Annotated in this window: 21 protein-coding genes; 9 read left to right on the forward strand and 12 right to left on the reverse strand. The window is 48.7% G+C overall.

Annotation, left to right across the window (positions count from 1 at the left end; all coding sequences use genetic code 11):
• Positions 1-230: 230 nt before the first annotated feature.
• The 5 genes from EL628_RS19145 to EL628_RS19165 form a co-directional block, all read right to left on the reverse strand.
• The gene (locus tag EL628_RS19145; protein ID WP_126581510.1) at positions 231-722 is read right to left on the reverse strand and encodes a DUF1269 domain-containing protein; all 492 of its coding nucleotides are present in this window, start codon (positions 720-722) and stop codon (positions 231-233) included.
• A 124-nt stretch (positions 723-846) separates the two neighbouring features.
• A complete protein-coding gene (locus EL628_RS19150; protein ID WP_126581511.1) occupies positions 847-1,326 on the reverse strand; it encodes a hypothetical protein in 480 nt (159 codons plus the stop codon).
• 34 nt (positions 1,327-1,360) lie between these two features.
• Positions 1,361-2,344: a hypothetical protein gene (locus EL628_RS19155; RefSeq protein WP_126581512.1), complete on the reverse strand. Its 984-nt coding sequence runs from the start codon at positions 2,342-2,344 to the stop codon at positions 1,361-1,363.
• A gap of 110 nt (positions 2,345-2,454) precedes the next feature.
• Entirely contained in the window at positions 2,455-4,893 is a 2,439-nt protein-coding gene (locus EL628_RS19160; RefSeq protein WP_126581513.1) for a transglutaminase TgpA family protein, read from the reverse strand.
• 184 nt (positions 4,894-5,077) lie between these two features.
• The gene (locus EL628_RS19165) at positions 5,078-6,409 is read right to left on the reverse strand and encodes an MFS transporter (RefSeq protein WP_126581514.1); all 1,332 of its coding nucleotides are present in this window, start codon (positions 6,407-6,409) and stop codon (positions 5,078-5,080) included.
• 317 nt (positions 6,410-6,726) lie between these two features.
• Here EL628_RS19165 and EL628_RS19170 point away from each other — a divergent pair, with 317 nt between their 5' ends.
• The 3 genes from EL628_RS19170 (at position 6,727) to EL628_RS29910 (ending at position 7,750) form a co-directional block, all read left to right on the forward strand.
• Positions 6,727-7,026, forward strand: coding sequence for a GlsB/YeaQ/YmgE family stress response membrane protein (locus EL628_RS19170; RefSeq protein ID WP_126581515.1), 300 nt, complete (start codon positions 6,727-6,729; stop codon positions 7,024-7,026).
• A 244-nt stretch (positions 7,027-7,270) separates the two neighbouring features.
• Entirely contained in the window at positions 7,271-7,570 is a 300-nt protein-coding gene (locus tag EL628_RS19175; RefSeq protein ID WP_126581516.1) for a GlsB/YeaQ/YmgE family stress response membrane protein, read from the forward strand.
• A gap of 21 nt (positions 7,571-7,591) precedes the next feature.
• Positions 7,592-7,750, forward strand: a complete 159-nt coding sequence (locus EL628_RS29910) for a hypothetical protein (protein ID WP_161975611.1) — start codon at positions 7,592-7,594, stop codon at positions 7,748-7,750.
• Between the two features lie 62 nt (positions 7,751-7,812).
• On the opposite strand, the gene EL628_RS19180 is transcribed toward EL628_RS29910, so the two are convergent.
• From EL628_RS19180 to EL628_RS19195, 4 genes are all read right to left on the reverse strand, one after another.
• Positions 7,813-9,798: a S8 family peptidase gene (locus EL628_RS19180; RefSeq protein ID WP_126581517.1), complete on the reverse strand. Its 1,986-nt coding sequence runs from the start codon at positions 9,796-9,798 to the stop codon at positions 7,813-7,815.
• A 131-nt stretch (positions 9,799-9,929) separates the two neighbouring features.
• The gene (locus EL628_RS19185; RefSeq protein ID WP_126581518.1) at positions 9,930-12,938 is read right to left on the reverse strand and encodes a CHAT domain-containing protein; all 3,009 of its coding nucleotides are present in this window, start codon (positions 12,936-12,938) and stop codon (positions 9,930-9,932) included.
• Between the two features lie 126 nt (positions 12,939-13,064).
• Positions 13,065-13,862, reverse strand: a complete 798-nt coding sequence (locus EL628_RS19190; protein ID WP_136626716.1) for a hypothetical protein — start codon at positions 13,860-13,862, stop codon at positions 13,065-13,067.
• 172 nt (positions 13,863-14,034) lie between these two features.
• Complete coding sequence (locus EL628_RS19195; RefSeq protein ID WP_126581520.1) at positions 14,035-14,733, reverse strand: hypothetical protein; 699 nt, start codon at positions 14,731-14,733, stop codon at positions 14,035-14,037.
• A gap of 438 nt (positions 14,734-15,171) precedes the next feature.
• On the opposite strand from EL628_RS19195, the gene EL628_RS19200 reads away from it, so the two are divergent.
• The gene (locus tag EL628_RS19200; RefSeq protein ID WP_126581521.1) at positions 15,172-15,891 is read left to right on the forward strand and encodes a universal stress protein; all 720 of its coding nucleotides are present in this window, start codon (positions 15,172-15,174) and stop codon (positions 15,889-15,891) included.
• A gap of 442 nt (positions 15,892-16,333) precedes the next feature.
• On the opposite strand, the gene EL628_RS19205 is transcribed toward EL628_RS19200, so the two are convergent.
• The 3 genes from EL628_RS19205 to EL628_RS19215 all read right to left on the reverse strand — a co-directional run bounded on the left by EL628_RS19205 (position 16,334) and on the right by EL628_RS19215 (position 19,718).
• On the reverse strand, positions 16,334-18,460 hold the full coding sequence (locus EL628_RS19205) for a thioredoxin domain-containing protein (RefSeq protein WP_126581522.1): 2,127 nt from the start codon (positions 18,458-18,460) through the stop codon (positions 16,334-16,336).
• 65 nt (positions 18,461-18,525) lie between these two features.
• Positions 18,526-19,032 carry a DUF4188 domain-containing protein gene (locus EL628_RS19210; RefSeq protein WP_126581523.1) on the reverse strand — a complete coding sequence of 169 codons (507 nt, stop codon included), beginning with the start codon at positions 19,030-19,032 and terminating at the stop codon, positions 18,526-18,528.
• Between the two features lie 74 nt (positions 19,033-19,106).
• A complete protein-coding gene (locus EL628_RS19215; protein WP_161975612.1) occupies positions 19,107-19,718 on the reverse strand; it encodes a TetR/AcrR family transcriptional regulator in 612 nt (203 codons plus the stop codon).
• Between the two features lie 249 nt (positions 19,719-19,967).
• On the opposite strand from EL628_RS19215, the gene EL628_RS19220 reads away from it, so the two are divergent.
• The 5 genes from EL628_RS19220 to EL628_RS19240 all read left to right on the forward strand — a co-directional run bounded on the left by EL628_RS19220 (position 19,968) and on the right by EL628_RS19240 (position 25,711).
• Positions 19,968-20,684, forward strand: a complete 717-nt coding sequence (locus EL628_RS19220) for a TetR/AcrR family transcriptional regulator (RefSeq protein ID WP_126581525.1) — start codon at positions 19,968-19,970, stop codon at positions 20,682-20,684.
• Positions 20,681-21,604 carry an ABC transporter ATP-binding protein gene (locus EL628_RS19225; RefSeq protein ID WP_126581526.1) on the forward strand — a complete coding sequence of 308 codons (924 nt, stop codon included), beginning with the start codon at positions 20,681-20,683 and terminating at the stop codon, positions 21,602-21,604. Before EL628_RS19220 ends, EL628_RS19225 begins: the two co-directional genes overlap by 4 nt.
• A gap of 113 nt (positions 21,605-21,717) precedes the next feature.
• A complete protein-coding gene (locus EL628_RS19230) occupies positions 21,718-23,382 on the forward strand; it encodes an efflux permease Rv1217c-related protein (RefSeq protein ID WP_126581527.1) in 1,665 nt (554 codons plus the stop codon).
• A gap of 139 nt (positions 23,383-23,521) precedes the next feature.
• On the forward strand, positions 23,522-24,181 hold the full coding sequence (locus tag EL628_RS19235; RefSeq protein WP_126581528.1) for a DNA-3-methyladenine glycosylase family protein: 660 nt from the start codon (positions 23,522-23,524) through the stop codon (positions 24,179-24,181).
• Between the two features lie 138 nt (positions 24,182-24,319).
• Complete coding sequence (locus EL628_RS19240; protein WP_126581529.1) at positions 24,320-25,711, forward strand: DnaJ domain-containing protein; 1,392 nt, start codon at positions 24,320-24,322, stop codon at positions 25,709-25,711.
• Positions 25,712-25,819: the final 108 nt, after the last annotated feature.

Genomic DNA, 25,819 nt, shown 5'->3' on the forward strand with positions numbered 1-25,819 from the left:
TGGTTCCTTGCTCGCTTGGGTATACATAGTCTACACATACAATTCGTTTCGCTGTATCTGTAATACGAAGCAAGGTCTTTATTCGCTGAATCTATCCTATACTCCTATGAGTACCCATGGTAGCCTGATGGCTTTCACCATCCCATCAGAGAATGTGGCTTGCTTATGCTCTCCGATAGAATGGTGAAAGCGCTCATTATCTTGCTTGCGTCTCTCTTGTGTAGAGAAGACTATTTGCTGTTAACACCGAGCATCTCACGAAGATAAGCCTCATTCTCAGTCGAAAGTGAGGACTGTATAAGCTGAAACTGATAGTTCTTCAGGCGTGGCAAGACTTTTTCAATAACAGCGTCGCGTGTCATGAGAAAGAGGGCACATTCGCCTGGTTGGATCGCACTCCCAACTTGCTTGATAAAGCTATCATCAATCCCAATATCGGCAAATTTACCTGAAAGCGCTCCTGCCCCTGCACCAACAGCAGCTCCTAGCGCAGGCATAAAGAAGAGCAATCCAATCAGTAAGCCCCAGAATGCACCTCCCATCGCTCCGGCCCCTACCAGATCATGTAATTGCTTGATTTTGGCTTTCCCATCGGGTCGTCGGATGATTAATGCGGCATCATCGAGTTTTACCAGTTGCTGCTTCTGCAAGTTCTTCATCTCGTCGGCCACTTGTCTTGCAATGGTTTCATCCGCAAATTTAAGAACAAACAAGTTACTCATTTTTTGAACTCCTTAAGCCTACTTTTCTTCTAGCTCGTCCTGGACCTGGAGGGACTAACTACGTACATAAGTATATAAAAGCAAACAGGGAGTTACATCGCACTCTCGAGCGATTCATACCTAATCATTTTGAGTGACTTTTAGGAGTGGGGACGGCGCGTGGCCCGGGTGTCGGAGTTGGTAGTATTCTCCTGGGTGGTTCGCTTGTAGCCGTTGGCAGAGCATTCTGACTACTGGCAGTAGGTTGAGGAGAAACACGCGGTGGGCTCCATTTAGCCCCCTTTTTGGGCATCCTTATTCGACTTCCCGTTGGCAGAGAGCAGCCAGTACAGGCCTGAACTGCTTGAACAGTGGGCTTAGGAGTAGGTGCAGGTGGGGAAGCAGTGGGAGCAATCAATGTGGGGGTCTCCAAAGCTGACAGGCCACTTCCATTCTTCTCTTCTGCTTTAAAGCTGTAAATTGACCAGTGAGAGAGGGAAGGAAGGCCAATTGTCATCAAAAAAAGATAACTTGTAGCCGCTATTAAAAAACTAAGAAGCAATCCTTGAGCTAATTTTCCACGCATTCCAAGGTTCCATAATGCCATCAGTGTATCTATCATCATCCTACTCAACTCTTACTAACCGCGCTTGACGTTGTTATCTCGTCCGACTCTCTCCGGTCGGGCCAATCAAAAAAGGGGATTGAGACATGGGAACCATCGACCAATCTCCTCCAGTACTGGCATCAATCGCCCATGGCAGTGCCAGTGGCATGTTTTCCTGCTGAAAACGCTGAAAGATTGTCTCTAAATACATGAGACACTCCAGTGGATAGCGCAGCGAGAACCGATAGCGATTGGTCCAATTGAGCGTCAAAAGGACGACTAATTCATCCTGACAGAAAAAGTGGAGTAGCTGCTCATATTTAATCACGATCTGGCGCTTCCGACCCATATAAATAGCTCTCTGATTGGTCAGGATAAATTGCCCCTGATCTTTGATCCCTCGCCTGGCAAAAAGGGGGGTTCCTGACAGCTCTGTATAAAATTGCGCATCCACACAATAATGAGCAACCTCTCCCTGGTGCAACCTCGGCGTCACAATAACATGTGGCAACTGGCCTGACTGTAGCGTCCGTGTAAGGCGCTCAACATCAAAACCATGCTGCCGCCTTGTCCGCTCGGTTCTTAGATTATTCAAACGGTGGATACGCAACATCTGGCGCTCTTGATACATACGAGCATTCAGTGCCTCGCTGGCTTCTTTGGCCTGCTCGTTCCCATCAACGGGTATCCATGCCTGGGCGTCAAGATGAAGGTGGTGAGAAGCAGACTGATCTGAAGGACTGACTGCACCATTCTGTAAGACTGCACGAAGATGCGCTCTCTGCCAACTCTCTACATATACGATGATCTTAAGTGCTGCATCGATATCAACGATGCCTCGCAAGAAGATAACGCGCTCTTTGAGCTGGAGCTTTAAACGGGTTGAGGAGATTCCAAGCGTGCGCGCATAGATGGGTTGAATTGAAATAATATCTTGTATAGCGTATGAGGTTTCATTAAGCTCTAGATGATCACGATATAAGCGAAGAAACTGCCCCCACCCATACTTACAGACCACAATTAAATCGTGTGACATAGCGCCCTCCCACTCCACAATCACCCGGCAACCACCTTAGCGCGTCATCCAGCCATTACCCAATCATTATCTATAGTAACGCAAAAAGTCTTAAAAAGTAACAAAAAAGACTATTCCTCGCCCTTAAAAAGAGGTTCCATTGGTGATGAGGGTTTTCGCCGCCAGAAAAGATGTGGAAGCAGCCTGAAAAGGCGAGGCCAGAGCCGCTTTGCCACTACCTCAGCTTGATGATCCTGGCGTTGACCCCAACGCTCACGTACAAATAGCTCTGTCACCTGCCAGAGCGCCTGTTCTTGCTGAGGGAGATAACGGCTCAGCATGCCTGTATATTCGTATGGAGTCTGCCAACGTTGAGGAGCCAGACCAGATAGGCTGGCAAGTGAACAAAACCTCCAGAAAATACTTGCAATGATGGTGCTCTGTCCCCCAAAGTCTAACCACCATCTTCTGAACAAGGCATAGAAGAAGAACAAGGCAGCACCGATAAACCCACTAATTGACAGCCATAACCACCACTCAGGCAGGCTCTCAACGGTGCTGTTTGCCTCTATTCTCTGTCCGCCAGGAGAAGCAGCTGGCGTAGAGGGAGTTGTGCTCTTCTGTGTAGGAGTGGGCTGGACAGGTGTAGGGGTAGATTTCACAGGTGCCGCCGTTGGAGCCACAGCGGGAGCCGTAGCTGCCTGTGGCGCAGCCGAGAAGCCAGGGGTAGGATCAAAATTTATCCAGCCATGGCCCGGAAGAAAAGCTTGTACCCAGCTATGTGCATCATTGCCATTAACCACCCAGGTGTTCGTCTGCCAATCAAAATGTCCACCACTAAAACCATTGACCATTCGCATCGGAATATTGAGTAACCGCCCCATCATCGCCATGGTCGTCGCATAATGGGTACAATAGCCTATATGATTTCGAAGAAGCCAGTCGGCAACATCCATATTCTCAGGAACTGGCGGATTATCGATTGAATAGTGGAATACATTCTCATCGTTAAGATGACTTTCCAGTAAGGTTAGAGCTTCGTAGCTTGTGGTAGCTCCTTTTGTCCAGTTCTCCGCTGTCTGTAAAACTTTAGGAGACAGGTCTTTAGGAATAGAGAGGTAGAGAGATTGCAGGGCGGCTAATTCTGGTTGCTCATAGGTAGTCTGCCAATAATTCACATTATTGGCAGGCAAAGGGACGTCTGCAAATGTGGCAGCACTGGTAGGTGCCAGAGAGGAGCGAACTTGATAGGACTCGCCTTTTTGGAGGGGATCGCGCTGTGTCCAGGCCGTATCTGCAATGCTGTCTCCATAAATAATGGTTGCAACGGCAAAAACAGTGGGGTGCGCTGGAGCAAAGATATAACTTCTGGTTCCTCCTGGAGGCTGAAGGATCTTCACTGTTGTGGTCACTGATCTCCCTTCCAGGGTGTCATTAAACAGATCAGTATTGGCATCATAGGCATGAGCGATGGCTGATGTAGCAGTCCAGGTATGTCCATCAAATTGATTATAGGTAAATCCCTCCAGGCTATGGGAAGAATTATCTGAGCTCGTATAGGTCAATACCTCGCCAGTAGGGAGATGCACACTCCCTGTAATGGTGAGTTGATCGCCAAAAAAATTGGTGGTATCCGATCGTCCAGGAAGGAATGAGAAGTTCTGCCAGGAGACATTTCCACTAAAAAGATTATTCCAATCTGCACCCATCTGGCTCCAAAGCCGGGCCCCCTGCGCTGATTGTGATGGCATGGGCAAGAGCCAGCCACAAAGTGTAGTGATTAAGACAATGAAGCAGGCTATCTGCATGCAACGCCTGACAATCGCTCTGACCCAGAGTTGATCTGTGTAGAGCCCATCCCGACGCCACTGCATAATCTGCGAGGCAATCTGCATTCGCGCAACCAGTAGACCTAAAGCTACAAGCATAATAATAACGAGATAGCTGTAATCGCCCGCCGTAATGTAGTTCATATTCACCAGCATAATGGCGGCATAAACGAGCACCACTAACCAGGGAAGATGCGCACGATAAATCAGCCAGCTCCCAAAATAGCCTAAAAAGAAGCTTAAGAAGGAGAGATAGAAGAAGAAGATCATTCGACTATCAATCAGACCCGGCATGGTCTGACCAGTCATTGCCGCAAACAATTGTTGGAAAAGCTGAGACCAGGGAATCTGAAACGCAACCACGCTGGTTAACCAGAGGGCAAACCAGTACCCAATGAGACTGGCTATCAAGTGCAGAAGCAGTTGAGGAATATAAGGAAGCTTGGCAATCCCCAGACCAACCAGCAGTCCCAGGATAGGGCACCATAGGATAATGAGGCTCTGCGGTACCCAATTTGCATCAATAATGGCAAATGCGACGCTGTATAATGCAATCCCTAACAAAAAAAAGACTAACCAGCCCTCTGCTGGTCGCCAGATCCAGCCCTGTACGGCCCGTTTCGAGGAAGTTTTAGATGGTGCCTGCAATGTGGCATCAAACGAAGGGAGATCAGATTGGGATAAGCCTTTACGCTTCTTCCTCTGTACACCTTTCTGGATATCTGCCAGACCCTGGCCCATCAAGTCCTCCTCTTAACTAAAGCAACATTTGGGGCGTCTGGAGTTCATAAGGCTCTACCACATTCAGCCACAAATGCGCCACAAGATGGTAACTATACTTCTCGCATTATAGTCTGTACTGTATCAAGTATACACTTTCAATGACGGCAACGCTGTGTTTTTTGTCACAATTGGGACCATATATTTATGCATTTGTCTGCATTGGCTCCCTTTTTCGGCCAAATGAAATTAATAACATGCTTGGGGCCATCAATAAACAGATCGCTCCAAAAACAAAGGCCATTGAGAGGCTGATGTTTGTCTGCAACCATCCCGCAATCGCTGGACCAACGCTAAAACCAATGCTCCAGGTAACAGAGTAAAGTCCCGAAAGCATTGCTCTCTGGCGAGATGAGGCCTGTTCCATGGCAAATGCCGCATAAACAGGCTCAATCAAAGTACGCAAGAATGAACGTGCATACTCACCTGTGATTGCAATTGGTAGAGACGGCGCATAACCAATTAAAAGCATAAGAGGTGCGCTCATGTATTGCACAATTGTGACAATACGGAGCTTACTCCATCTCTTCACAAATAATGGTGCAGCTAAGGCGAAGATTCCACCCGTGAGACCGGAGATGGTGAAAATAATCCCCAAAGATCCTGGCAGAAGTTGAAAGCGCAAGACAAAGTAGATCTGGATCAATGCAACGACCGCCCCTTCTCCTGTGGTAAAAAGGAGATCTGGCAGTAGAAGCTGACCAAAGAGGAGCCACGTGGGCTTTGCTCGTGCTCCGCTCTCTTCTGCAGCAAGAACGTTGGCCGCTTCTGACTGAGCACTCTTTCTCTGTGAGGCTCTCCGAGGCTCGCGGAGCATCCAGAGTGGTAATCCAAAGAGGAATGTAAAAGAGGCCGCCGCAAAGACGCCCCAACGCAATGGCACTGTACTGCCAGCTGAGACATGGATGATTCCACCCACCAGCTCTGGAATAGCTCCCCCTAAAAGATTTCCCAGCGATCCAATACCCAGTAATAAAAAACTATTCAGGGCAAAGACTCCTACTCTCTGCTCTTCCTTTGTGCTCTCTGTTAAAAGAGGCAGGTTCGTTACCCAATAAGCCGTGGAGACGAAGCCCTGTAATAAATTTAAACCTAACAACCAGGGAGCTGAAGTAGCAAGGGCAGTCAGCGCAAGAAAAAGAGGCGAGAGGACAGCCGTCAATAATAAAACTGGCTTACGCCCCCAACGATCTGCCAGCATCCCTGTAGGAACAGCTCCTATCAGTGCTCCCAGCGCTGACATGGCACTAAAAATTCCTATAAAATCGGTTTTATAACCCAGGCTATGCACATAATAATTAAGGCTTAAGTTCGCAATCGAGAGTTGAAAACCTTTTCCTGTGGTAAATAATAACAGAAGATAAACATTTAAGGGCAGGCGATTCGATAACGCAAGTCTTGAGTAAATCTTTTTCACAGGGCCGATTGGTGGTGCATGGTGAGCAGACTTTTCTGGAACGGGTGAAACGAAGGACATAAATCACAGACTCCTGGTTGACCAAATAAAACTTCCCTCATAGCCTACCATAGCGCTCTACTATAAACAATGCACAAATGGACAGGTTGCTGATATATAACAAACAGGCTTACTCAAAAATTTCTCTCATTACTCGATTTTTCATTTTGACTATTATCAAAGATATTCTCTTGTTGACTTGTATAATAGAAAAATATTGGCTATGATATACAACTATACTGGATCTATTTCCAGTATAAATCTCTCACGCAAGAAAGATCATTGTACTACGTACGTATTCAGTACCAATCAGGAGGCTACAGAAGGAGAAAAAAAAGATGATAGCAACTTCAATGGTGCTTGGTGCGTCCCTTAATCCAGGTGGCATTATTACCTGGCTTGTCGTAGGATTGATCGCTGGCTTCCTGGCGAGTGCGATCATGCGCGGAGGTGGCTACGGCGTTATTGGCGATGTGATTGTGGGGCTGATCGGAGCATTTGTTGGGGGTCTGGTGGCGAACCTTTTGATCCCAGGACAAAACTTTGGCTTCTGGGGCAGTATTGTGGTTGCATTTATCGGCGCGTGCGTTCTGATCGCCATTCTACGTGCAGTCAGTAGCCGCAGCAGTGCACTCTAGCTCTCCTCTCATTCATTTCTAGTCACGCACTGACTTATTCCCAGCTTAACGTCATTCAATAAGAGAAAGGGTCGGCTCTCGACCCTTTCTCTTATTGCGCCTACACCCCTGGCCATTCTCTCCACTGTCTTGAGTTACAACTCATCCATCATCTTGTCCGTATAGAAGATACTAAAAAGCTATTATCGATGATAAATGCTCATCCCTTCTGGGCTTTATCATAATCTCATAAGGAAGCTCGACTATGCTTGTATTCAGAACGGTTGACGTGACAACAATTCTACAACCAGGGAACCTGATCGCCTGGCTAATCGTTGGTTTAATTGCGGGCTCACTCGCTGGAACGTTTGTGCGTGGCCGTGGTTTCGGCTGCCTTGGGGATATTATTGTGGGTCTCATTGGCTCTGTGATCGGCGGCATCATTGCCAGTGCTCTGGAGCTCGGTACATTTAAGTTTTGTGGAAGCATCTTTATCTCTTTTATCGGAGCCTGCATTCTGGTCGCTATTCTGGAGTTTTTCACTGGCGGTACCAGACGCCGCTAATCTTTGAAGGCGGCAGGCAGGATGATCGCGGTTGCCTCATTGTTGTCTCGTGGCGAGGACAACCCGACGGCTCGTGGTATCACCATTGGAGACACTCAAAAGAAGAGGCTGCCAAAATGGACACATGTGGACAGAGCCGCTCTGCTGGCTGGCGAAAGCCAGCGAAGCGGCTCTGACTAAAGCAGGGAAACCATACGAGATAGGGCATGCTATATCCATACCGTTGCGACCCTGTATCTGGATCAGTTTTTCAGAAGAGATTGCTGAGCCTTTAATAGGCCAACATTGATGCCACCAGTACTGAACTCAGGCACAGATGAAAAGGTCTCTCCATCCTTTACGCGCGCTGCTTGAGCCTGGGGACGCGTAAAGAAGCTCATTACCTCATGATGCCATTGGTAAGGCTGCAATGCACTATTGGTAGCTCGCAGATCCTCAAGAAGACGGGCTGCTACTGCACTGATAACCGGGGTCGCAAATGAAGTTCCCGACCAATAGGCCCAGGCATTTGGATTGGGAGCGGCATAACTCTGCGGAGTCTCAGTCGTTGAGAAGGCAGGATACGTTGGTGCTGTGTGCAATCCCACGATGGCATCGAGCGTCTGCCGCTCGACATCAATCATAGTCTGTGGGTCAAAGGGAGAACCTTCGCTATAAGGGATCTCCGGACGTGGCTGTGTTGGCAGAACTGGGATGGGCACGCCTCCACCATACGTGGCAATACCGTTGTTCTGTAATGCCCCGGGCGTTACAGGATAATTGCTATACGATGCTGCATGTCCACTTTTATCAACGGCTCCCACAGAGAGAACTTCAGGGAACGCCGCTGGATAACGAGGTTGCATCCGCTCTCCGCTGCTATTGCCAGAACGTGCATCTGAATCATTTCCTGCCGAACCAACCACAATAGCTCCTGAAGCTGTCAGGCTTTGAATAGCGGCCTGCAGACCCAACGTCAACGACGCTGTTTCATTGGTCTGCTGCACCGCTCCTGTATACGCACCTCCAGACCAGAATGGAACCAGAACTTCTTGATGAGGGAGAGTGACCAGGCTTAAGTTAATCACGACTGGCTGCTGATACAGATCCCCAGCCTCTCCTGTATCTGGATTAACGGCAAGCATCCTGTGGTGGATGCGCTCTAATGCCTGTACAAGCACTGCAACGGTCCCGACCCCAAAGTCATTTAATACCCGCAGACATTCAATCCTGGCTTCAGGAACCAGATCACGAATGATACCTGCAACAAATAGACCATGATCCGACATCTCAAACCCGCCCAGACGGCCAAACACGTCTCTTCCGGTAAAGGGCTGCATGGGCGCTCCATTCTCTAGATGCCTGGGCAGAAAATGTTCGGTATCATGCAATACAAACGTTGGCTCAGGTGCCTGCAACTGCGTTACCAATGTCTGCAATAATTGATTCTGCTCACCTGCCTGCTGAGCAGTGGTAAGAATCTGTTGCACAGGTGGACGCGTATCAAGGACAAATACCGTGACACCGGCCCCAGTACGCTGCTGCAACCCAGGGGCAAGTTCTGGCAACGAGAAATGCCAGTTCTGAGCCGCCTCAGTCACTGGAATAGGTGGAGCTATCGTACAACCGTGAGTTCCACATCCTTCGATTGGCGTCCCACCACAGAGCCAATTCGGGCTGGCATTGATCAGTGCACGCCCATCGAGCTCGCGCCGAATAATGCTGCTCTCGTTATTAATCAAGTTGATGACGTACCGTGTCGGATCGTTCGGGCTATAAGCTCCTGATCCATAAGGAACTGAGACGGCTCCACTTAAGCCCAGAATAGAGGCCCCAGCAGTTGAATAGACACTCGTCTGTTCCAGATGAAAAAAGCAGATGACAAGCGTCCCTGTACCATGAACTGGCTGAAACAGATATTTCCCAATCAGACTATTTAATGGCTCACGAGCCTGCCCGGCCTCCGTCTGCTCCGAAACATTGAGCTGATTATAGCCAGTAGAAGCAATGGCCCCATCTACAGCTGTTGGGACAAAGGGGACATCCTCAGATCCAAAAGCAACAAGATTGTACCCACGCATATTTAAATATTGATTAATTTCATCTAATCCCAATGAATTAATAATCGCTTGTCGTCCTGCTGTGATCGGAAGTGAAGAGTGAAAATTGAGTGCCACCTGATTATCTAACCAGTAGATAACCATTTTACTCCACCAGGAGCGAGGTATTGATGGCTGCTTCTGTACCATATAAGCGTCCTCCCAATATATCGACCATACATTTTTCTACGCAATAATAATCTTTCTCGCAAGTTATACGTCAGTGTGGTTTTTTTTTAGGTGCATATCTCTGGTGTAAGCTGGATAGCTTCGATCATTTATCAATGCTCTACCTGATGAAAACAGAGCGGTGCGGTATTCCCAACCAGACGGAAGGCTGCCCAGAAGTAGGGATGGCGATACTGGGCTTCGCTCTGAGAACTTCGCCGCAAAAGATCGCATTGCGCGGCTCTAAGAGCCTGAGCCTTCCCTTCACCCTGCAATAGATGCTGATAGAATAGAATCATCAATTCATTTGTAGCTGCATCTTCTACAGGCCAGAGGCTCATTACCAATGAGGCTGCTCCAGCTGCCAGGAAGGCTCGGCCAAGCCCTAGCTGCTCATCACCGCCTCCTGTTAGCGCAAGTCCCGTTTCACATCCGCTTAAAGTCACTAATTGGCACTGCTTGAGATTCAGACCAAAGGCATCAATTGCATTCAACTGTCCATCTGCCAGACGCACGTAGGAGAAATTAGGTGCATCTAAGCGACATTGTCCATGGGTAGCCAGATGAATCAGTGGTCTTCCTACAACCTGTTGCTGTAATTGTCCAATTGTTGCTTCACTCTCGAGGAAACTCACTCCATGCAATAATTGTTGCACCATCTGAGCTTCTTCCAGAGCGCGAGGCAGTTGCCCCTGTCCAGAATAGCCAAAGACGACGGGAGCCATCTTGCTCTCCTCCAGAGCTTCAGCATGCAATTGAGGCAGAAGGCTGGCCGCTGGCAGATAGTTGATCTGGAAGCGCTCAATCAGAAATTGCTCCCCATCATACAGCGCATGAAAAGGCAAGTTGTGCAGCAATCCATATGGCACAATCGTTAACTCTCCAGATCGCTCTGGCAGCCAATCAGCAATAGGAGCAAGCAAGAGGCCATAAAGTTTGTGAAGCAGCTTGCGAATCGCTTGCTGTGGCGGATGCAGTGGATCAGGCCAGCCACCAGGTTCCAGGTGCGCATAGAGAGGGGGTAAGAGCCGCTCTAATACCTCTATACCATTCTCTTGCTCAACACATTTGATCTCATCCCGTGTTAGAGCCAGGATGACAAGCTTCCCTTTATAGAGGAAATAAGCTAACAGAAGCTGCTGCTCTCTCAGATAGGGCTGCAATCGCGATACTTCGTATTCGCTGCTCCGATTTATTCGATCCAGGAAGGGTTTTTCATCGGTGCGAGATGATACAAACTGCTGCAGATGTAGCCTCTCAAAGAGCTCGCTGACCTTCTCTTCGTTGCGGCGCACCTCCTGCTCTAGAGCCTGACGGCCAACGCCAGGGGCAAGTATCTGATCAAAGCTCTCAAGCTGCTGACTGGAACGACGATAGCGGGCCTGCCATTCATGAAACTCTGTCTGGATACGCAGCAGCTCTGCCTGTTTCTCTTGACGAAGGACAATCTCGGATGGTTCATATCTAATCTGCTCATCAGGCTGCGTTGCAACAAAATAATGACGCAGTGCCAGAGAACGCGCTCGTTCAAGATACTGAAAGGCAAATGCCAGACGTCGCTGCTGCAAACCAAGGGCAATCATAGCTTCATAGACTTTCCAGGTAGAATGTAAAAATGCTGGCAGTAGATCGACAACCAGATTCTCCAGTATCTGCTCAATCTGTTCAATAGCAGCTTCATAATAGGACTCAGCCTCAGCATAGTGCTCCTCTAAAGCTGCCATCTGACCCAATAAATACAGGGCTCTATATCCTTCTTCGCGCAAGATATACCGGCGTGTAAACTCGATCACTTCCTGAGTCAGTGCGCGAACCTCCTGTTGATAGGCATCTTTATGAGCGGGCGAGAGCAGAAATTCTGGTTGCTGCATCAGTTGAAGCAGAGCCTCAGCCATCACAAGGCGCGCCCCGGTCGCACGCACAACCAGTTGGCGCTCATCAAAATAGGTTTTAAGCTGGCTGGCTTGCTCATAGGCCTCGTAAAATTGGCCCATTGTTAATAGCAAAGAGGTCTGCTGCAACCGTGTAATCATAGCGTGATGGAGCAATTTCCCTTCCGAAAAAAGGGTCCAGGCCTCATCTAACACATGTAAAGCATCCTTAAAACGTTGCCCCGCAATCAAGGTCGTTGCATATTCACGCAGCGCCGTGGCCACATCCAGAGAGGCTCCCAATCGACGGCAGATCTCTACGGACTCCGCTGTCAGATGATTGGCCTCGGTTATGCGATTGAGTTTGAGCAGACAACTGGCAATGCGCTGCATCAGGATCGCAAACGTTGGGCTGGCTAGCTGTTGCTGCTCACTACGATCGCGCATCTGATAATAACGACGGAGCGCTGATCCATAATGGCCCTGTAGAACATCCAATTGTGCCAGACCATCCTCGCATCTGAGCCAGGGGCCGATATGACGTAAAGCCTGAAAACTTTCGCTTGCTTCCTCCAGGAGTTGACGGGCCTGCTCAAATTCCCCCAGCCAGGAGAGATTACGACCTTGATTTAGTTTGACCATAGCGATAGCATGTGTAATAAATTGTTCGCTCTGGTTGGGCAAGGTAGCGTAGATCTGCAAGAGACGTTCGTAGGTCTCCAGAGCCTTACGATAATTCCCAATCTGCGAGTAGATGACTGCACAATTATGATCCAGTGCACAGACCCGTAAGAGCTCCTGATGCCGTAAAAAGACAGCGCGTGCCTCCTCTGCAACCTGCAAAGCTTCCTCAGCTCGTCCCAACCAGGCACTGGAAACAATCCAGCCAATCCTGGTGCGAGCCCAATTTACCTCCTCCCCCAAAAATAAAAATATCGATGCTGCCTCTTCCAAAATATCTACCGTCGCCTGCTCCTGCCCTAAGATAGAAAGGGAATCGCCCTTAGCCATTAAACCAAAACCATAGGCTGAACGCGATTGAACCAGCTCACTATAAAATAACAGCTGCTCAGCAAGTTTTAGTGCGGTAAAAGGGTGAATGTCGCGCTGGCGCAAAGACTCATCTTTTAAAAGAATCTTGAGGATATCGGGAGGGGGAAGTTCATGAAGATGAGCTTGAATAAAAATACGACCTTCTTCTAGAGGAAGGTCGCGTAATTGGTGCACAAAAACCTGTTCATCTGTGCTCACATGTGTCCCTTTCTCAATACACAAACACACGAAACACGGTCTCCACGCGAGAGATCCTTACGATGGATTTCTCTCTTCACTCGAGACTTCCATCGAGCGTCACAGACGGACATGACAACTGCTAGCTTACGGATACTCAATCCGGAGATTATTGATCACCATCTCACATGTAGGTAGATGGACAATCATCCTATAGGCTCCTGTGGGGACCGCTTTAAAAACAAGATTACCTAGATCATCAACATAGCTGGTCAAGAGCGCACGTTCATTCTGCTGCCTGCCATCTTGCTCTGCTAATTGAGACGTCTCACAACTGTCTAACAGATACAGCTCGGCTTTACGTCCTTCAAACTCATCAACAGCCTCTTCATCCTTCGAACTGGTGATCAGCCCTAACAACATTGCCTCACCACTACTGGCACGAGAGAGATGCAAGGAGAGATTGATTGCATCAGCACGATATTGTCTTGGCCAACGCGCCTCGGTTGGGAGCTGCTCCTCGCGTCGCGTTACCAGCACCGGTTGCCATGGAACAAGGCTCGCAATAATACGCTGCAAGTGCTGTTTTAAGGCCTCTTTCTGCACAGGCTCGGGAAACAGGTCACTCTGTAAGAAACGACGCGTAAGCTCCAACTCACTTCCACAAAGCGGGCACATCTTGACATGATCAGTAATCTGCATAATCTGTGCAACAGACATTTGCTGTGCGCAATATAAGCTCAACTCTGTTGGTGTCGGACACTGTGAACGATAGAGGCCCTGTACCAGGCGCTGATCCATCTCAGCATAGGTTGATAGTCGTTGCTGACAGACAACACAATGCTCCACATGCGACTTCACTTGAGTGGCTAAAGGTTTTTCATCTAATACGTATCTCAAAAGTTCCTCATCATTGGGGGCCATTGAGTGTAGACAGTCTAGCATTAACTTTCCCTCTATAAAAGTATATTTTTCAGCACCATATACAGCTATTTTGTTTCTCGCTGTATAAACGACGATCAGCATATTTTTTTGTGATCACTTTTTATACGAAGCAAGATACTTCCAGGTACCGGGAAAGTTAGCTCATCTTAAGAGTCAGTGCAGGTATATCAACTTAATTGTGCTCATTCCCATCCAATTTCCAGCGTAAAATGGCTGTGTTGCGCAGGATACGCTCCATGATATTCCGCTTGAGGCGATAGATCTCTTCTTCATTCTGAAACTCTTGTGGACAATACCGAATAATCTCGCGAGGTTTTAGATTACAATGAAACAGTAAATAAGCTACACGTTGCTCTCTCTCCCCCGGTAAGAGGCTTTTTATCGCTTCCCATAGCTCGGTTTCATGATAACTATCTTCAACCTGTGGCTCGTTTGGCTGTCCTTGCTCTGGAATACGCTCAATCGAGTGGCGCGCATGCTGACGAACAGTATCCATAATGGCACAATGAAGGCATAAACGTAAATAATTCAGGGCGCTTCCTAAGGTCTTAAAGGTCAGTCCCTGGTCGCTTACTGCCTGCCAGAAACGGCGAAAGGTATCATCAATGTAGGTCTGCTCGCTCTCGCGGCGTAGCGCAAGCTCGCGATGAGAATGTGCTCCCAGCCAGATACGAATGTTGTCGCTAAATAGCCCTTGTAGGGTTTCCCAGGCCGCATTATGCCGTAAAACGACAGCACGGCGAAAAATCTCTAAACAATAGGTGTCGTTGCTCTCCTCTTTACGACGAAACTTCCCCATCTCACGCAAGCTATATTCTCTCAGGACAGACAGGCTCATCTCATCAAGCGGTGGTTCCATTCTGATACCCATATTTCCTACTTCCCTCCAGTTTTAACTGAAGTGCGGATTTTAAAACGTCCTTTACAGACTCATACTTTAAATGTGTAAACGTTTTTCTCGATAGATAATCAAATGTTCTCTATTATGCCACTTTCTTTAGTGGAATTAAAATCATTTTTAGGTTTAAAAAAAGGAAAAAGAATAGAAGGGTTATACACATTTTTCATTTGAATTCTTAGGAAGAGGAAGCCTGGCCTGAAATTCTGCTCGAACCCATCCAGCCAAATGTAGTATAATCAATTTCAAGCATTCATGCAATATATGCCAGGTCTGGATTCTTGCCTCTTCTCCGCAAAGCGGCTATACTCTTCTATGAGAGAAGAATACTCTTTACACACAGATTTGACAATGTCACATGTAACCACTCTGGTGTGAAGTATTCCACAAAATTGGAAGGAGCCAATAAGGATGCGACGCTACATCTTGTTGGGAGTTGAACGCCCATTTTCTCCTTCAACGCAGTATCAATTACAGACGGTCTATGATTTGATTGAAACATCTGAGCATTCTTTTTCTCTTCTTCTTTTAACGGTCCTCCCTCCCACACATATCCTTATCCCCCCTTCTACTTATGCGCTTGAACAGGCCAGTAGAACTCCACCCTCCTATAATCAACAACAGGAAGCACGTCTGCTCTTACAAAAGACGCGTGCTTTTTTTCAGCAGCGTGGTTTTGAGTATGACGATATTGAAGAGCTTATCTGTATGGGGGCACCAGCCGATGAGATTATTAAGGTTGCCAATGAGCGCCATGTGCATCTGATTGTGATAGGCAACCACGGTCATGGATTCTGGCAGCAGTGTCGCCGTTTTTTCTTTGGAAGTGTCTCGGCTCAGATCTTAAAGCGAGCTCCCTGTCCCGTACTGGTGGCTCTCCCGGCTCATAGCAACCGTACAGCACAACTGGTCTCCTGGTATATCCATTCCCTGCAACAGTATCTACAGGATCACACACAACTAACTGTGTTAACAGCAGAACAGGTTGCACAACAATTTTTACCAAAAGGCAAAAGGTCAGTCGGTCGTCCGGAGATAAAGGCAGCCTCGCAGGCTCTCGAGATGTTAAGTCAACAAGGACTCCTCTGCCGCCATGAGGTCCGTGGAGAGATACGTTACGCGAATGACTAAGTATTTATTAGCCGCTCTGTATGCGCCAGTCGCTCAAATATGTTATAAACCATGTTAAAATGAAATATCTCACAGCAAAATTAAGCGATAAATCGACCATAAAATGCGATTTATCGCTTAAACATGTAGAGCCCATCATTCATGATGGCCGTGGTAACCCACTCCAACCCTGTTCCACCCTCATGAAAATCGTGAGGATGCTCCCACGGTTACCCTCTCCGCTACCTTCCTTCTCTATACGCACGCCCTATACTCACACGCCTTCTTGATGAGCATCATCACCCACTCCCACCCTGTTCCACCCTCATGAAATTCTTGAGGATGCTCCCACAGCTTTCCTCTCCGCTACCTTCCTTCTCTATACACACGCCCTATACGCACATGCCTTCTTGATGATCATCATCACCCTCTCCACTCTCTCACTCCCTACGCTTCAGGCGGGTTACAAGAGTGCCATCAGTTCTTCAGGAGTGGTGACGGGAGCCTGACAGGCAAAGTTCCGACAGACATATGCCGTTGCTCGCCCATCCTTAAGGGGCCGCTCTGCCAGTAAGGGGACAGGCGCTTCTGCACCAGCTGGCTCCCCGGAGGCAAGCACGCTATTCGGACGATACCTTTGATTGATCACGGCTAAGAGCGCCTGAGTCTCACGATCCTCAGGATGGCCGATAATGGCAAGCTCCTGACTGGCTGAAAGTGCAAAGTCCAGTGCCCCCAGCACATGGCCAAAGGTCTGAGGATACTGCACAAAAAGTTCGGCCAGCGGTTGCAGATAGCTATCAGCTCGCTCGCGATAGCTCTGCTCACCTGTGAAGGCAAATAAACGCAACAGGACGTCGATGGCAACGCTATTTCCAGCTGGTATGGCGTTATCCATGATATCCTTTGGACGATTAATTAATGCCTCATGATCCTGGCCTGTTTCGAAGAAGCCGCCATTCTCTGTATCTACAAACAACTCAATTGTCTGCTCTATCAAGGCTCTGGCCTCGCTGAGCCAGCGCGGCTGGAAATCAGCTTCATAGAGGGCTAAAAGTCCGTCTGCTAAGAAGGTATAATCTTCGAGGTAACCATTGAGACGGGCGCGACCATCCTTATAAGTGCGCAGGAGCCGTCCCTCATGACGCAGATTGGAGAGGAGAAATTCTGCATTCTGCTGCGCGATCTGAAGATAATCCTCTCGTCCAAGATAGCGACCAGCTTCGGCAAAGCTGCGCAGCATAAGTCCATTCCAGGAGGTTAAGATCTTCTCGTCACGCGCTGGCTTGATACGCTGCTCGCGAAGCTCGAACAGGCTGGCCCGGCTGCGCTGAAGGCTCTCTTGTAGCTCTGATAGACTGACTCCCAGTCTCTGAGCAACCGTTTCCGCATGTTCCTCCACATGCAGAATATTCTTCCCCTCGAAGTTTCCTCCAGCCGTGACATCATAATACGCCTGAAACAGGCGTGCATCCTGCTGAGGAAGCACGCTTTCAATCTCCGCTGGTGTCCAGACAAAGAATTTCCCTTCGTGTCCCTCGCTGTCAGCATCCTGGGTGGAGTAAAAGCCTCCCTCGGGTGAGAGCATCTCTCGCCGTATATACTCCAGTGTCTCTTCCACAATGCGTCGATAGAATGCATTGCCTGTAACGAGATATGCGTGTAGGTAGAGACGGCTTAAGAGGGCATTATCATAGAGCATTTTCTCAAAATGAGGGACGAGCCACTCTTCATCTACGGAGTAACGATGGAAACCTCCACCTAGCTGATCGTATATCCCTCCATTGGCCATCTTCTGCAAGCTTGTCTCAACTATCTCTAACTCAGCTGGAATGCCATCTGTTCGAATGCTCTGGGTCTCTCCACGCATTTGATGCAGATGTAAACGCAGCAAGAATTCCAGTGACATGGTGTTGGGGAACTTTGGCGCACTGCCAAATCCACCATAGATAGCATCAAAGCTTTTGGCCAGGGCCAGTCCCGCCTGAGTAAGCTGTGTCAAGACAACGGGAAGATTGCTCAATGGACGCTTCGGTCGCAGAGGGGTACTGCTCTGCTCTTTCAGATACTCTGCTAACTGAGTTGCCTGCTCCTCAATCTCTTCCCGATGCTCGCGATAGGCGGTGGCAACATTCAAGAGAATCCGAGGAAAGCCCGGGCTTACCTGCTGCCCATAACGACGATCCTGGGGCGGAAAATAGGTCCCCCCGAAGAATGGTCGTCCATCAGGCATAAGAAAGACGGTCATCGGCCAGCCACCTGAACCCGTCATCGCCTGTACTGCCTGCATATAAATGCCATCAATATCTGGCCGCTCCTCGCGATCTACTTTGATGGAGACAAAATGTTGATTCATAATCTGAGCAATCTGCTCGTTCTCAAATGATTCATGCTCCATCACATGGCACCAATGGCAGGCTGAATAGCCAACACTCAATAAGATTGGCTTATCTTCCTGCCGGGCCTTCTGCAAAGCCTCTTCTCCCCACGGATACCAATCAACAGGATTATGAGCATGTTGCAGGAGATAAGGGCTGGTCTCGTTGCTCAAACGGTTCGTAAACTTTTTTTGCTTGTGCTGCTCTACCATACGGCTGCTCTATTCTTTCACAGAATGCTATCTCGGGGCCCGTTGCCAATTACAGGCTATTCATTCTACCATCTACCAGACGTTGATGGTACCACATCTTGCTTCAGTCGCTGACGAGCAGTCTCACCTTTTCTTCGCAGCGGAACATGCTCGGTTGCCGCAGCGAGTCCATGGATAGGCATGTTGTGATAGATCGCCTCATACTGCTGATCGGCGACCAGAAAGCTCTCATGCCAGATACCTACACATCCATCAGGAGAGATGCTTTTGTTAAACTGCTGCCACGCCGGTAAATGTGATGAGTCTTTGCTACGTGCAAAATGCTCTAATGCTTCGAAAGAACGCCAGTATTGGATAACGGTGATCTCTCGCCAGGGCGTTAGAGATGATCGACCACCCAGAAAACCTGTCTCAGGGTGCGTGTAAAGCTCTTTCATCATAGGAGCCATCGCTTTCACAACCGCAAACCATTTTCTGAAAGCCCAGAAACGATTGATACGCATTCCCAGGATAAACACAACAAATGGCCCTTCAATATGAGCAGTATAACGACCAGATGCGATCTCTTTCATTATGCTCTTACCTTTATGTTAAAACACACTGTTTCTAAAACGAACACTGTACGGTTAAATGTAAAAAAAATTTTTTAGCGTGGTCTGGTAAAACTATGGATGAGTTGCTCTAAAACACGACGATGTATGGTCAGAAAATCGTCCTGCGAATCTTTTAAAAGTGTCAGTCTAAGCATTGCCATACCATGAACGGTGACCCAACAATGGTACGTCATGAGATCCAGATCATAATCTGGCCGGACGATAAAGGTCCCATCGGTAATGCCTGCCTGTACAGCGCTGCGTAACGTATCATAGGGTGCCTCGCGCTGTGTCTCCTTCCCCACATCTTCAGATAAAGTCTGTTGGCGCGTAAAGATTAAAAGAAAATAATCTGGATACTGTTCTGCAAAAGCCAGATAAGCCATTCCCAGTTCGACAAGGCGTTCCGTCACAGGTTGCTGAACGGTAATGCGCGTAAAAGCAGCTTGCAAGAGCGCAGAGCCTTCTTCACTGACTGCTGCAATAATCTCATGCACACTCCCGAAGTATTCATAGATCCCTGATGGGCTATAATCAATACGACGAGCAATCTCGCGCAATGAAATGCCATCCGGACCACGCTCGATAACTAGCTCTCGTGCCGCCTGTAAAATAGCTTCTTTGACTTTGAGCGATCTCCGCTCTCGCGCTGATGACTTCTTCAATTCTTCAATACACCATTCATTTAACGAACACCGTACGGAGATTATACCTGATAACATCTGGTGCTGTCAAGGGCTCTCTACGTTCAACCACCAACAGGATTCTCTCTTCAAGGAAAACAGATTTTATACGCTTGACTTTCCGGCTTTCCTGATTATACTTTTGAGTAGAGAAACCAAATGACCAATAAAGACTATCTGGTCATTTAGTCAAAACAGAAAGACTTTTAGTTCAGTAAGGATGATGCTTTCGTGACAGAACAGGCAGCAAACTCTCAGGAGGATCGTACAAAACAGGATGAGCGTGCAGATCGCATTCTGGATGTGGCCTCTTCGCTCATTCTACGTTACGGTTACAAGAAAACAACGATTGATGATATCGCCCGTGAGGCTGGGGTAGCGAAGGGCACGATCTATCTCCATTGGAAGACAAAGGATGATCTGTTCCTCAGTCTCCTCATGCGCGAAAAGATTCGTGGTGCCCGCATGGTTGAACAGGAGATGAGTCGCGATCCAGACGGAAATACGCTTCATGGTATGATGAAGTACTCATTGTTGATGTTGCTCAAACATCCTCTCTTACGTTCAGCAGTCCTACAAGATGCCGATATCCTGGGCGAACTCACACAAAAAGAGTTGGCCCGCACCGGAATTGAAGAGCAGCTGACTGCCTTTTATGGACTGTTAGAGTTCTTTCGCAAACATGAGCTCATCCGTCAGGATCACCCCATTCAGACACAGATCTATCTTCTGGAGGCTCTCTCAATTGGCTTTCTGATGGCGGATAAGTTTCTGCCCGAGGAGTTTCAGGTCTCGTCAGAAGAAAAGGCTCTCTTGATGGCCGAGACGGTCAAACGTACATTTGCGTTGCGCAATCCAACAAGCGATGAGCAAGACAATACTTTGCAGCAACTACACCATGTTGTAGATTTAGCCGAAAAATACATGAAAAAGGAACGTACAGAATGAGCGCGATGATTCAGCTCCAACATCTGACCAAAACCTATGGCAGACAGCGCGGTATTCAAGATATCCAATTACAGGTCGCTGAAGGCGAAGTCTTTGGCTTTCTTGGCCCCAATGGGGCTGGCAAAACAACGACGATTCGGACGCTGATGGGGCTCCTTAAGCCAACATCTGGACAGGCTTTTATCGCTGGACTGGATTGCTGGAAGGAGTCGACAGCCGTTAAACGTCTGGTTGGCTATCTCCCCGGCGAATTTGCACTTGATCCCACTCTAACGGGCGCTCAGATCCTGAGCTATCTGGGCCATCTACGCGGCGGGGTAGATCAGAATTATGTTCGCCAATTAATTGAACGTCTGGACTTTGATCCCAGTAAACGTTTTCGTGACTATTCACGCGGCAATAAACAGAAGGTTGGTCTGGTTCAGGCTTTTATGCATAAGCCCCGCCTGCTGATTCTGGATGAGCCAACTGGCGGACTCGATCCTCTCAATCAACAGGAGTTCTATAAACTGGTTCAAGAGACTCATGCGGAGGGCCGCACCATCTTTCTTTCGTCCCACATTCTCCCAGAGGTGGAACATACCTGCGATCGCGTGGCAATTATCCGCGAAGGGCAGATTATTCAGGTCAACGAGGTCGCTCGCCTGAAAGACTTTAAGCAGCACGATATTGAGATTACGTTCCAACAACCTGCCACGCTGGAATGGTTTGCTCAGATCCCTGGTGTGCTCAATTCCATTCTGGAGCCCAATGGTCATACTATTCGCCTGACTACGCAGGGGAGCCTGCAACCAATTATTCAGATCGCTGCTCAGCATGAGGCTTACAATATTCTCACTCATGAACCAAATCTGGAAGAGATCTTTCTGCGCTTCTATGCCAACGAAGCCGCACAGCCACATAAAAAAAGTCTTGCTTAATAAATCTGATCAATCGACCATAAGACGTCAACACAATTGTCTGTTCCTGTGATGAATTGTGCTGCTTGTCATCATTCGCTTACAGGTAATGATGATGAAAGGTAGAGAAAAGCATGTTCCATACTGTTTGGAGCAAGACCCTCCGCGATTATCGCTTTACTGTCCTTTACTGGGGCCTGGGCTTAGGATTGGTGATCCTGGCCGTGTTTGCGACGTTTAGCTCTCAATATTCCAGCCAGGGAGGCGATGCTGGTATCCTTGAGCTTGCACAAAGCTTGAAGTTTATTGCAGATCCTATCGCTCTCCAGACTATTCAAGGGTATGCCACGTGGCGCTTACTGGGTTTCTTTGTCCCTTCGATGCTGGCAATCTGGGCTGTACTGGCGGGTGCCAATCTTGTACGTGGCGAGGAGGAGCGACGAGCCAGTGATCTTCTGCTAAGCGTCCCTCTCTCACGCACACGCTATCTCCTTGAGAAATACTTTGCGCTGATCAGCGCTTTACTTGGTGTGGGGCTTCTCATTGCGTTAGGGGCTATCATTGGTGAGGCCAGCGCTAAAGTGGAGATTGAGGCTGGCCGCGCTCTCCTGGCTGGTCTTGATGTCAGTCTGTATGCTATCTTTTTTGCCAGTCTTTCGCTCCTGCTCTCACAATGTCTGCGCAGCCGTGGGGCTGCCGCAGGATGGGCTGGCGGAATTATCGCCTATGCCTTTGTTCTCGATGGAACGGGACGAACGATCCAGCATGGAGAATGGCTGCAACGCCTCTCACCTCTCTATTACTATAGCCAGAATAAGCCGCTCATCTCTTCTTTTAGTAACCATCCAGAGGCAGCTCTCCTCTTAATTGGCCTCACGCTGCTGTTTAGTGGACTCAGTTTCTGGCTCTATACGCAGCGCGATCTCGGTGGAGTCGCCTTTGCTGGTTGGAGCGGGGCCCTTTCTCTGACGAAACCGCTGACACGACAGCAGTCATTACAACGGGCCTGGAAGGATATCTCTGTACGTTCATTTTTCACCCGCACGCTTCAGAATGGCAAGACGCCAGCTTTATGGTGGATTATCTCCCTGCTGGCCTACGCTGGCTGGATTACAACACTGACAACAACGATGCTGGATCCAATACGCAAGCTTCTCTCTCAAAATTCGCCGATCGCTCAGCTTTTGAGCGGGCATGATATTACTACAAATGCCGGTTTTCTGGCGTATGCGATCTATCAATTTCTGCCCGCCTTAGCGACGGTCTTCATCTTTACACTGGCGCTTAAATGGGCCAGTACTCTCGATAGCGGAAGGCTCGAGCTGGTCTTAAGCACACCAGTCTCTCGCGTTCGTCTGCTTTTACAACACGCTGGTGCACTCTTCGTTTATGCGCTTATCATTCCTATCCTGGCCTGGCCAACGGTTGTGATATCGGCTCATTTGAGCAATCTAGCAGTCGATTCCGCGAAGGTTATGGCGGCCTCGCTCAGTATCCTACCGCTTGAACTGGTACTTCTCACCTTTGTCTATGCAGTAGCGGGTCGTCTGCGCAGCAGCATCATTACGGGGCTTGTGGGTACCTATCTTGCAGTGGCCTTTATGATTGATCTGCTTCGCTCCCTGCTCCACCTGCCAGATTGGGTACAATGGTTCTCTATTCTCTATGCCTATGGCAGCCCCATCCAGAATGGCTGGCGCTGGGGAACGATCTGGAGCCTCCTGGCTCTCTCGGCGGCATTGCTGATGATTGGAGTGATCCAATTTCAGAGGAACGATGTCGATCGTGGAAATGCATGAAGAAACACAAAAAGGATGCTTGCGCTCAAGGTCGAGACGATGCTTGAGCGCAAGCATCCTTTTTGTGACTGGACAAATGTTCTTCAAACGCCTATACTCTCTTCACAACAGGCTTTAACGTAAAACAGAGAGGTATAGTATGCAGATCCCTTTCCAGGATGTGATTACCGCAGCCACAACCTACTTAAGCGATATTGATCCAGTTATGCGTGAAACGATCCAACTCGTTGGCCCTTGCACTCTCCAGCCTGACCCCGATATCTTTAATGCTCTGATCGATGCCATTATCTCTCAACAGATCTCCGTGAAGGCCGCAGATGCGATTATGAATCGCGTGCGAACCGCTCTGCCAGGGCAAAAAGTTACCCCTGAAGCTCTAGCCACCCTGGACTTCGATGCCCTTCGCTCTCTTGGACTCTCAACACCCAAGGCTCGCTATATCGGCAATCTTGTTGAACATGTTACGACTGGACAACTTCAACTCGCTCAATTAGCAGAGTTAAGCGATGAGGAGGTTATCAATCAACTGACGGCGGTCAAAGGCATTGGCATCTGGACGGCCCAGATGAGTCTCATCTTTACCTTTGGTCGCCCCGATGTCCTCCCTATTGATGATCTGGGCTTTTTAGAAGGGATTAAGACTGCTTATCAATTGCCCGAGCGGCCAACCCGGATTGAGGCTCGCGATCGGGGCGAGCTCTGGCGACCCTATCGCACCTTTGCTACCTGGTATATGTGGGCCATACGCCGCATCACCGTAAAAAACGAGCGCCCACGCACACGCATCGTCTCCCTTTAAGTTCGCTCAAAGAGATCGAGCCATTGTAACCAGGAGGAGTTTTTGTGATAGCATAATAACGTTAAGTTCTTTATCTCTACTCAATACTACACAAGAGGAGGCGGCGTTTCTGCTCGCCAGAGCGCAACATTATCTTTAATGGATACACCTGAAAATTATTATGCAATTCTCGGCGTCCCTCTAGACGCAGATAGTGATATGTTGAAGCGCGTCTACCGACAACTGGCTCGCCGCTTCCACCCTGATCTTGCAGGACCAGAAGGGGCTATAGAGATGAAGCGGATCAACCGCGCCTATGCGGTCTTAAGCGATCCTGAACAACGTCAGAGCTATGATACGATCATTGGTGGGGTGATCGATCTGCGCAAACGTGGCTTTGCCCGACCCTCTGTTCACCCCAAACGCTTTGACGCTGCTACTGAGGATGAGTTCTCAGGCCTGAGTATGTTTAGCTCTCGCGGCCCTTTACACGCTGGTCCGCTGATTCGCAGCCGTATCGGAGTACTCTCTGCTCTCAGTAGCATTCCAACAGTCCAGGGGATGTTGATCGCTGCTGGCTCACTGGATGGCACTGGCATCCTCTGGCAATTGATTGAGGATCAGGTAACAGAGGCCACAAACATTGCCAGTGATCCTGCGTTCACGGTTGAATCGCTCCGAGACCTCCGTTTCTCGGAAGCTGGCTCTCTGCTGGCTGGCTGGGGCCGGCTTGGCCTCCATATCTGGGATGCCTATAGCGGAACGCTTCTCTGGAGCCAGTCCTTACAAGAACGCGCCGTCTCAGCCCACTATTCGCTCGATGTTACCCTGCAAGTAACACCTGATGGCAAGCGGATAGCTCAGATGGCCCTGCCCTATCTTGCCGAAGATATTCAAGCCCCACGTTCCTGGGGGGTGCGCAGCACCGATGTGTTAAGCTACACGATAGGGAGCAGCGCAAAAAAATTCTCTGATCCGCTCATCTGCTCCGAAGAGAGTGTCGAAAAGCGACAATTCTGGGCCATTCGGATGCGGGCACTCTCTCAAGACGCTCAGACGCTCGTCACATTCTCCTGTGCTCAGCTCCCCAATGAGAAAGATCAGCAGGCAGTTGTCCGCCGTTGGGATCTCTCGCCAAAGAATAAGCTGCTCAGCAAAAAAATGCCACAGATCGCGGATACGATAGTAGTTGGACGCTGCGATGAGTGCACAACCCCCTATGCTATTACTCCCAACGCCAATATGTTGGCCTTTACCTATACAGGCAAGCAGATACGCATCTGTGATACACGGACAGGGACATATAGCGAGATCCAGAGTGGAAATATGGGTGGCAATGCCAGGCTGGCAATCTCGCCTGATGGAGAATGGCTGGCAGTCGCTCGTGAAGATAGTGAGATTAACGAAGGTGTTATCGATCTCTGGTCCATCCAGACAGGACAATTATTGCAGAAGTTCTATCATCCCTGGCAGATTAGTGCCCTCCATTTTGCCAAAAAACAATTAATTGTCGCCTTAACCGATGGAACGATTCAAATCTGGCGCGAATAAGTCTATTCTCTTGTATCATTCCAGACCACTGCTACACTAGGAAGAGAGGAGAGATCTCTTCTCTCTTTGGATGAAGGGGCCCTTCTTAACGACTTGTCTCTTCTAACT

It is taken from the genome of Tengunoibacter tsumagoiensis (assembly GCF_003967535.1).
GTDB lineage: Bacteria > Chloroflexota > Ktedonobacteria > Ktedonobacterales > Ktedonobacteraceae > Tengunoibacter > Tengunoibacter tsumagoiensis.

What these genes read in the sequence shown, in the direction of transcription:
- EL628_RS19145 (WP_126581510.1), bottom strand. Translation starts at nt 722, where the DNA reads ATGAGTAACTTGTTTGTTCTTAAATTTGCGGATGAAACCATTGCAAGA.
- EL628_RS19150 (WP_126581511.1), bottom strand. Translation starts at nt 1,326, where the DNA reads ATGATGATAGATACACTGATGGCATTATGGAACCTTGGAATGCGTGGA.
- EL628_RS19155 (WP_126581512.1), bottom strand. Translation starts at nt 2,344, where the DNA reads ATGTCACACGATTTAATTGTGGTCTGTAAGTATGGGTGGGGGCAGTTT.
- EL628_RS19160 (WP_126581513.1), bottom strand. Translation starts at nt 4,893, where the DNA reads ATGGGCCAGGGTCTGGCAGATATCCAGAAAGGTGTACAGAGGAAGAAG.
- EL628_RS19165 (WP_126581514.1), bottom strand. Translation starts at nt 6,409, where the DNA reads ATGTCCTTCGTTTCACCCGTTCCAGAAAAGTCTGCTCACCATGCACCA.
- EL628_RS19170 (WP_126581515.1), top strand. Translation starts at nt 6,727, where the DNA reads ATGATAGCAACTTCAATGGTGCTTGGTGCGTCCCTTAATCCAGGTGGC.
- EL628_RS19175 (WP_126581516.1), top strand. Translation starts at nt 7,271, where the DNA reads ATGCTTGTATTCAGAACGGTTGACGTGACAACAATTCTACAACCAGGG.
- EL628_RS29910 (WP_161975611.1), top strand. Translation starts at nt 7,592, where the DNA reads ATGATCGCGGTTGCCTCATTGTTGTCTCGTGGCGAGGACAACCCGACG.
- EL628_RS19180 (WP_126581517.1), bottom strand. Translation starts at nt 9,798, where the DNA reads ATGGTACAGAAGCAGCCATCAATACCTCGCTCCTGGTGGAGTAAAATG.
- EL628_RS19190 (WP_136626716.1), bottom strand. Translation starts at nt 13,862, where the DNA reads ATGCTAGACTGTCTACACTCAATGGCCCCCAATGATGAGGAACTTTTG.
- EL628_RS19195 (WP_126581520.1), bottom strand. Translation starts at nt 14,733, where the DNA reads ATGGGTATCAGAATGGAACCACCGCTTGATGAGATGAGCCTGTCTGTC.
- EL628_RS19200 (WP_126581521.1), top strand. Translation starts at nt 15,172, where the DNA reads ATGCGACGCTACATCTTGTTGGGAGTTGAACGCCCATTTTCTCCTTCA.
- EL628_RS19205 (WP_126581522.1), bottom strand. Translation starts at nt 18,460, where the DNA reads ATGGTAGAGCAGCACAAGCAAAAAAAGTTTACGAACCGTTTGAGCAAC.
- EL628_RS19210 (WP_126581523.1), bottom strand. Translation starts at nt 19,032, where the DNA reads ATGAAAGAGATCGCATCTGGTCGTTATACTGCTCATATTGAAGGGCCA.
- EL628_RS19225 (WP_126581526.1), top strand. Translation starts at nt 20,681, where the DNA reads ATGAGCGCGATGATTCAGCTCCAACATCTGACCAAAACCTATGGCAGA.
- EL628_RS19230 (WP_126581527.1), top strand. Translation starts at nt 21,718, where the DNA reads ATGTTCCATACTGTTTGGAGCAAGACCCTCCGCGATTATCGCTTTACT.
- EL628_RS19235 (WP_126581528.1), top strand. Translation starts at nt 23,522, where the DNA reads ATGCAGATCCCTTTCCAGGATGTGATTACCGCAGCCACAACCTACTTA.
- EL628_RS19240 (WP_126581529.1), top strand. Translation starts at nt 24,320, where the DNA reads ATGGATACACCTGAAAATTATTATGCAATTCTCGGCGTCCCTCTAGAC.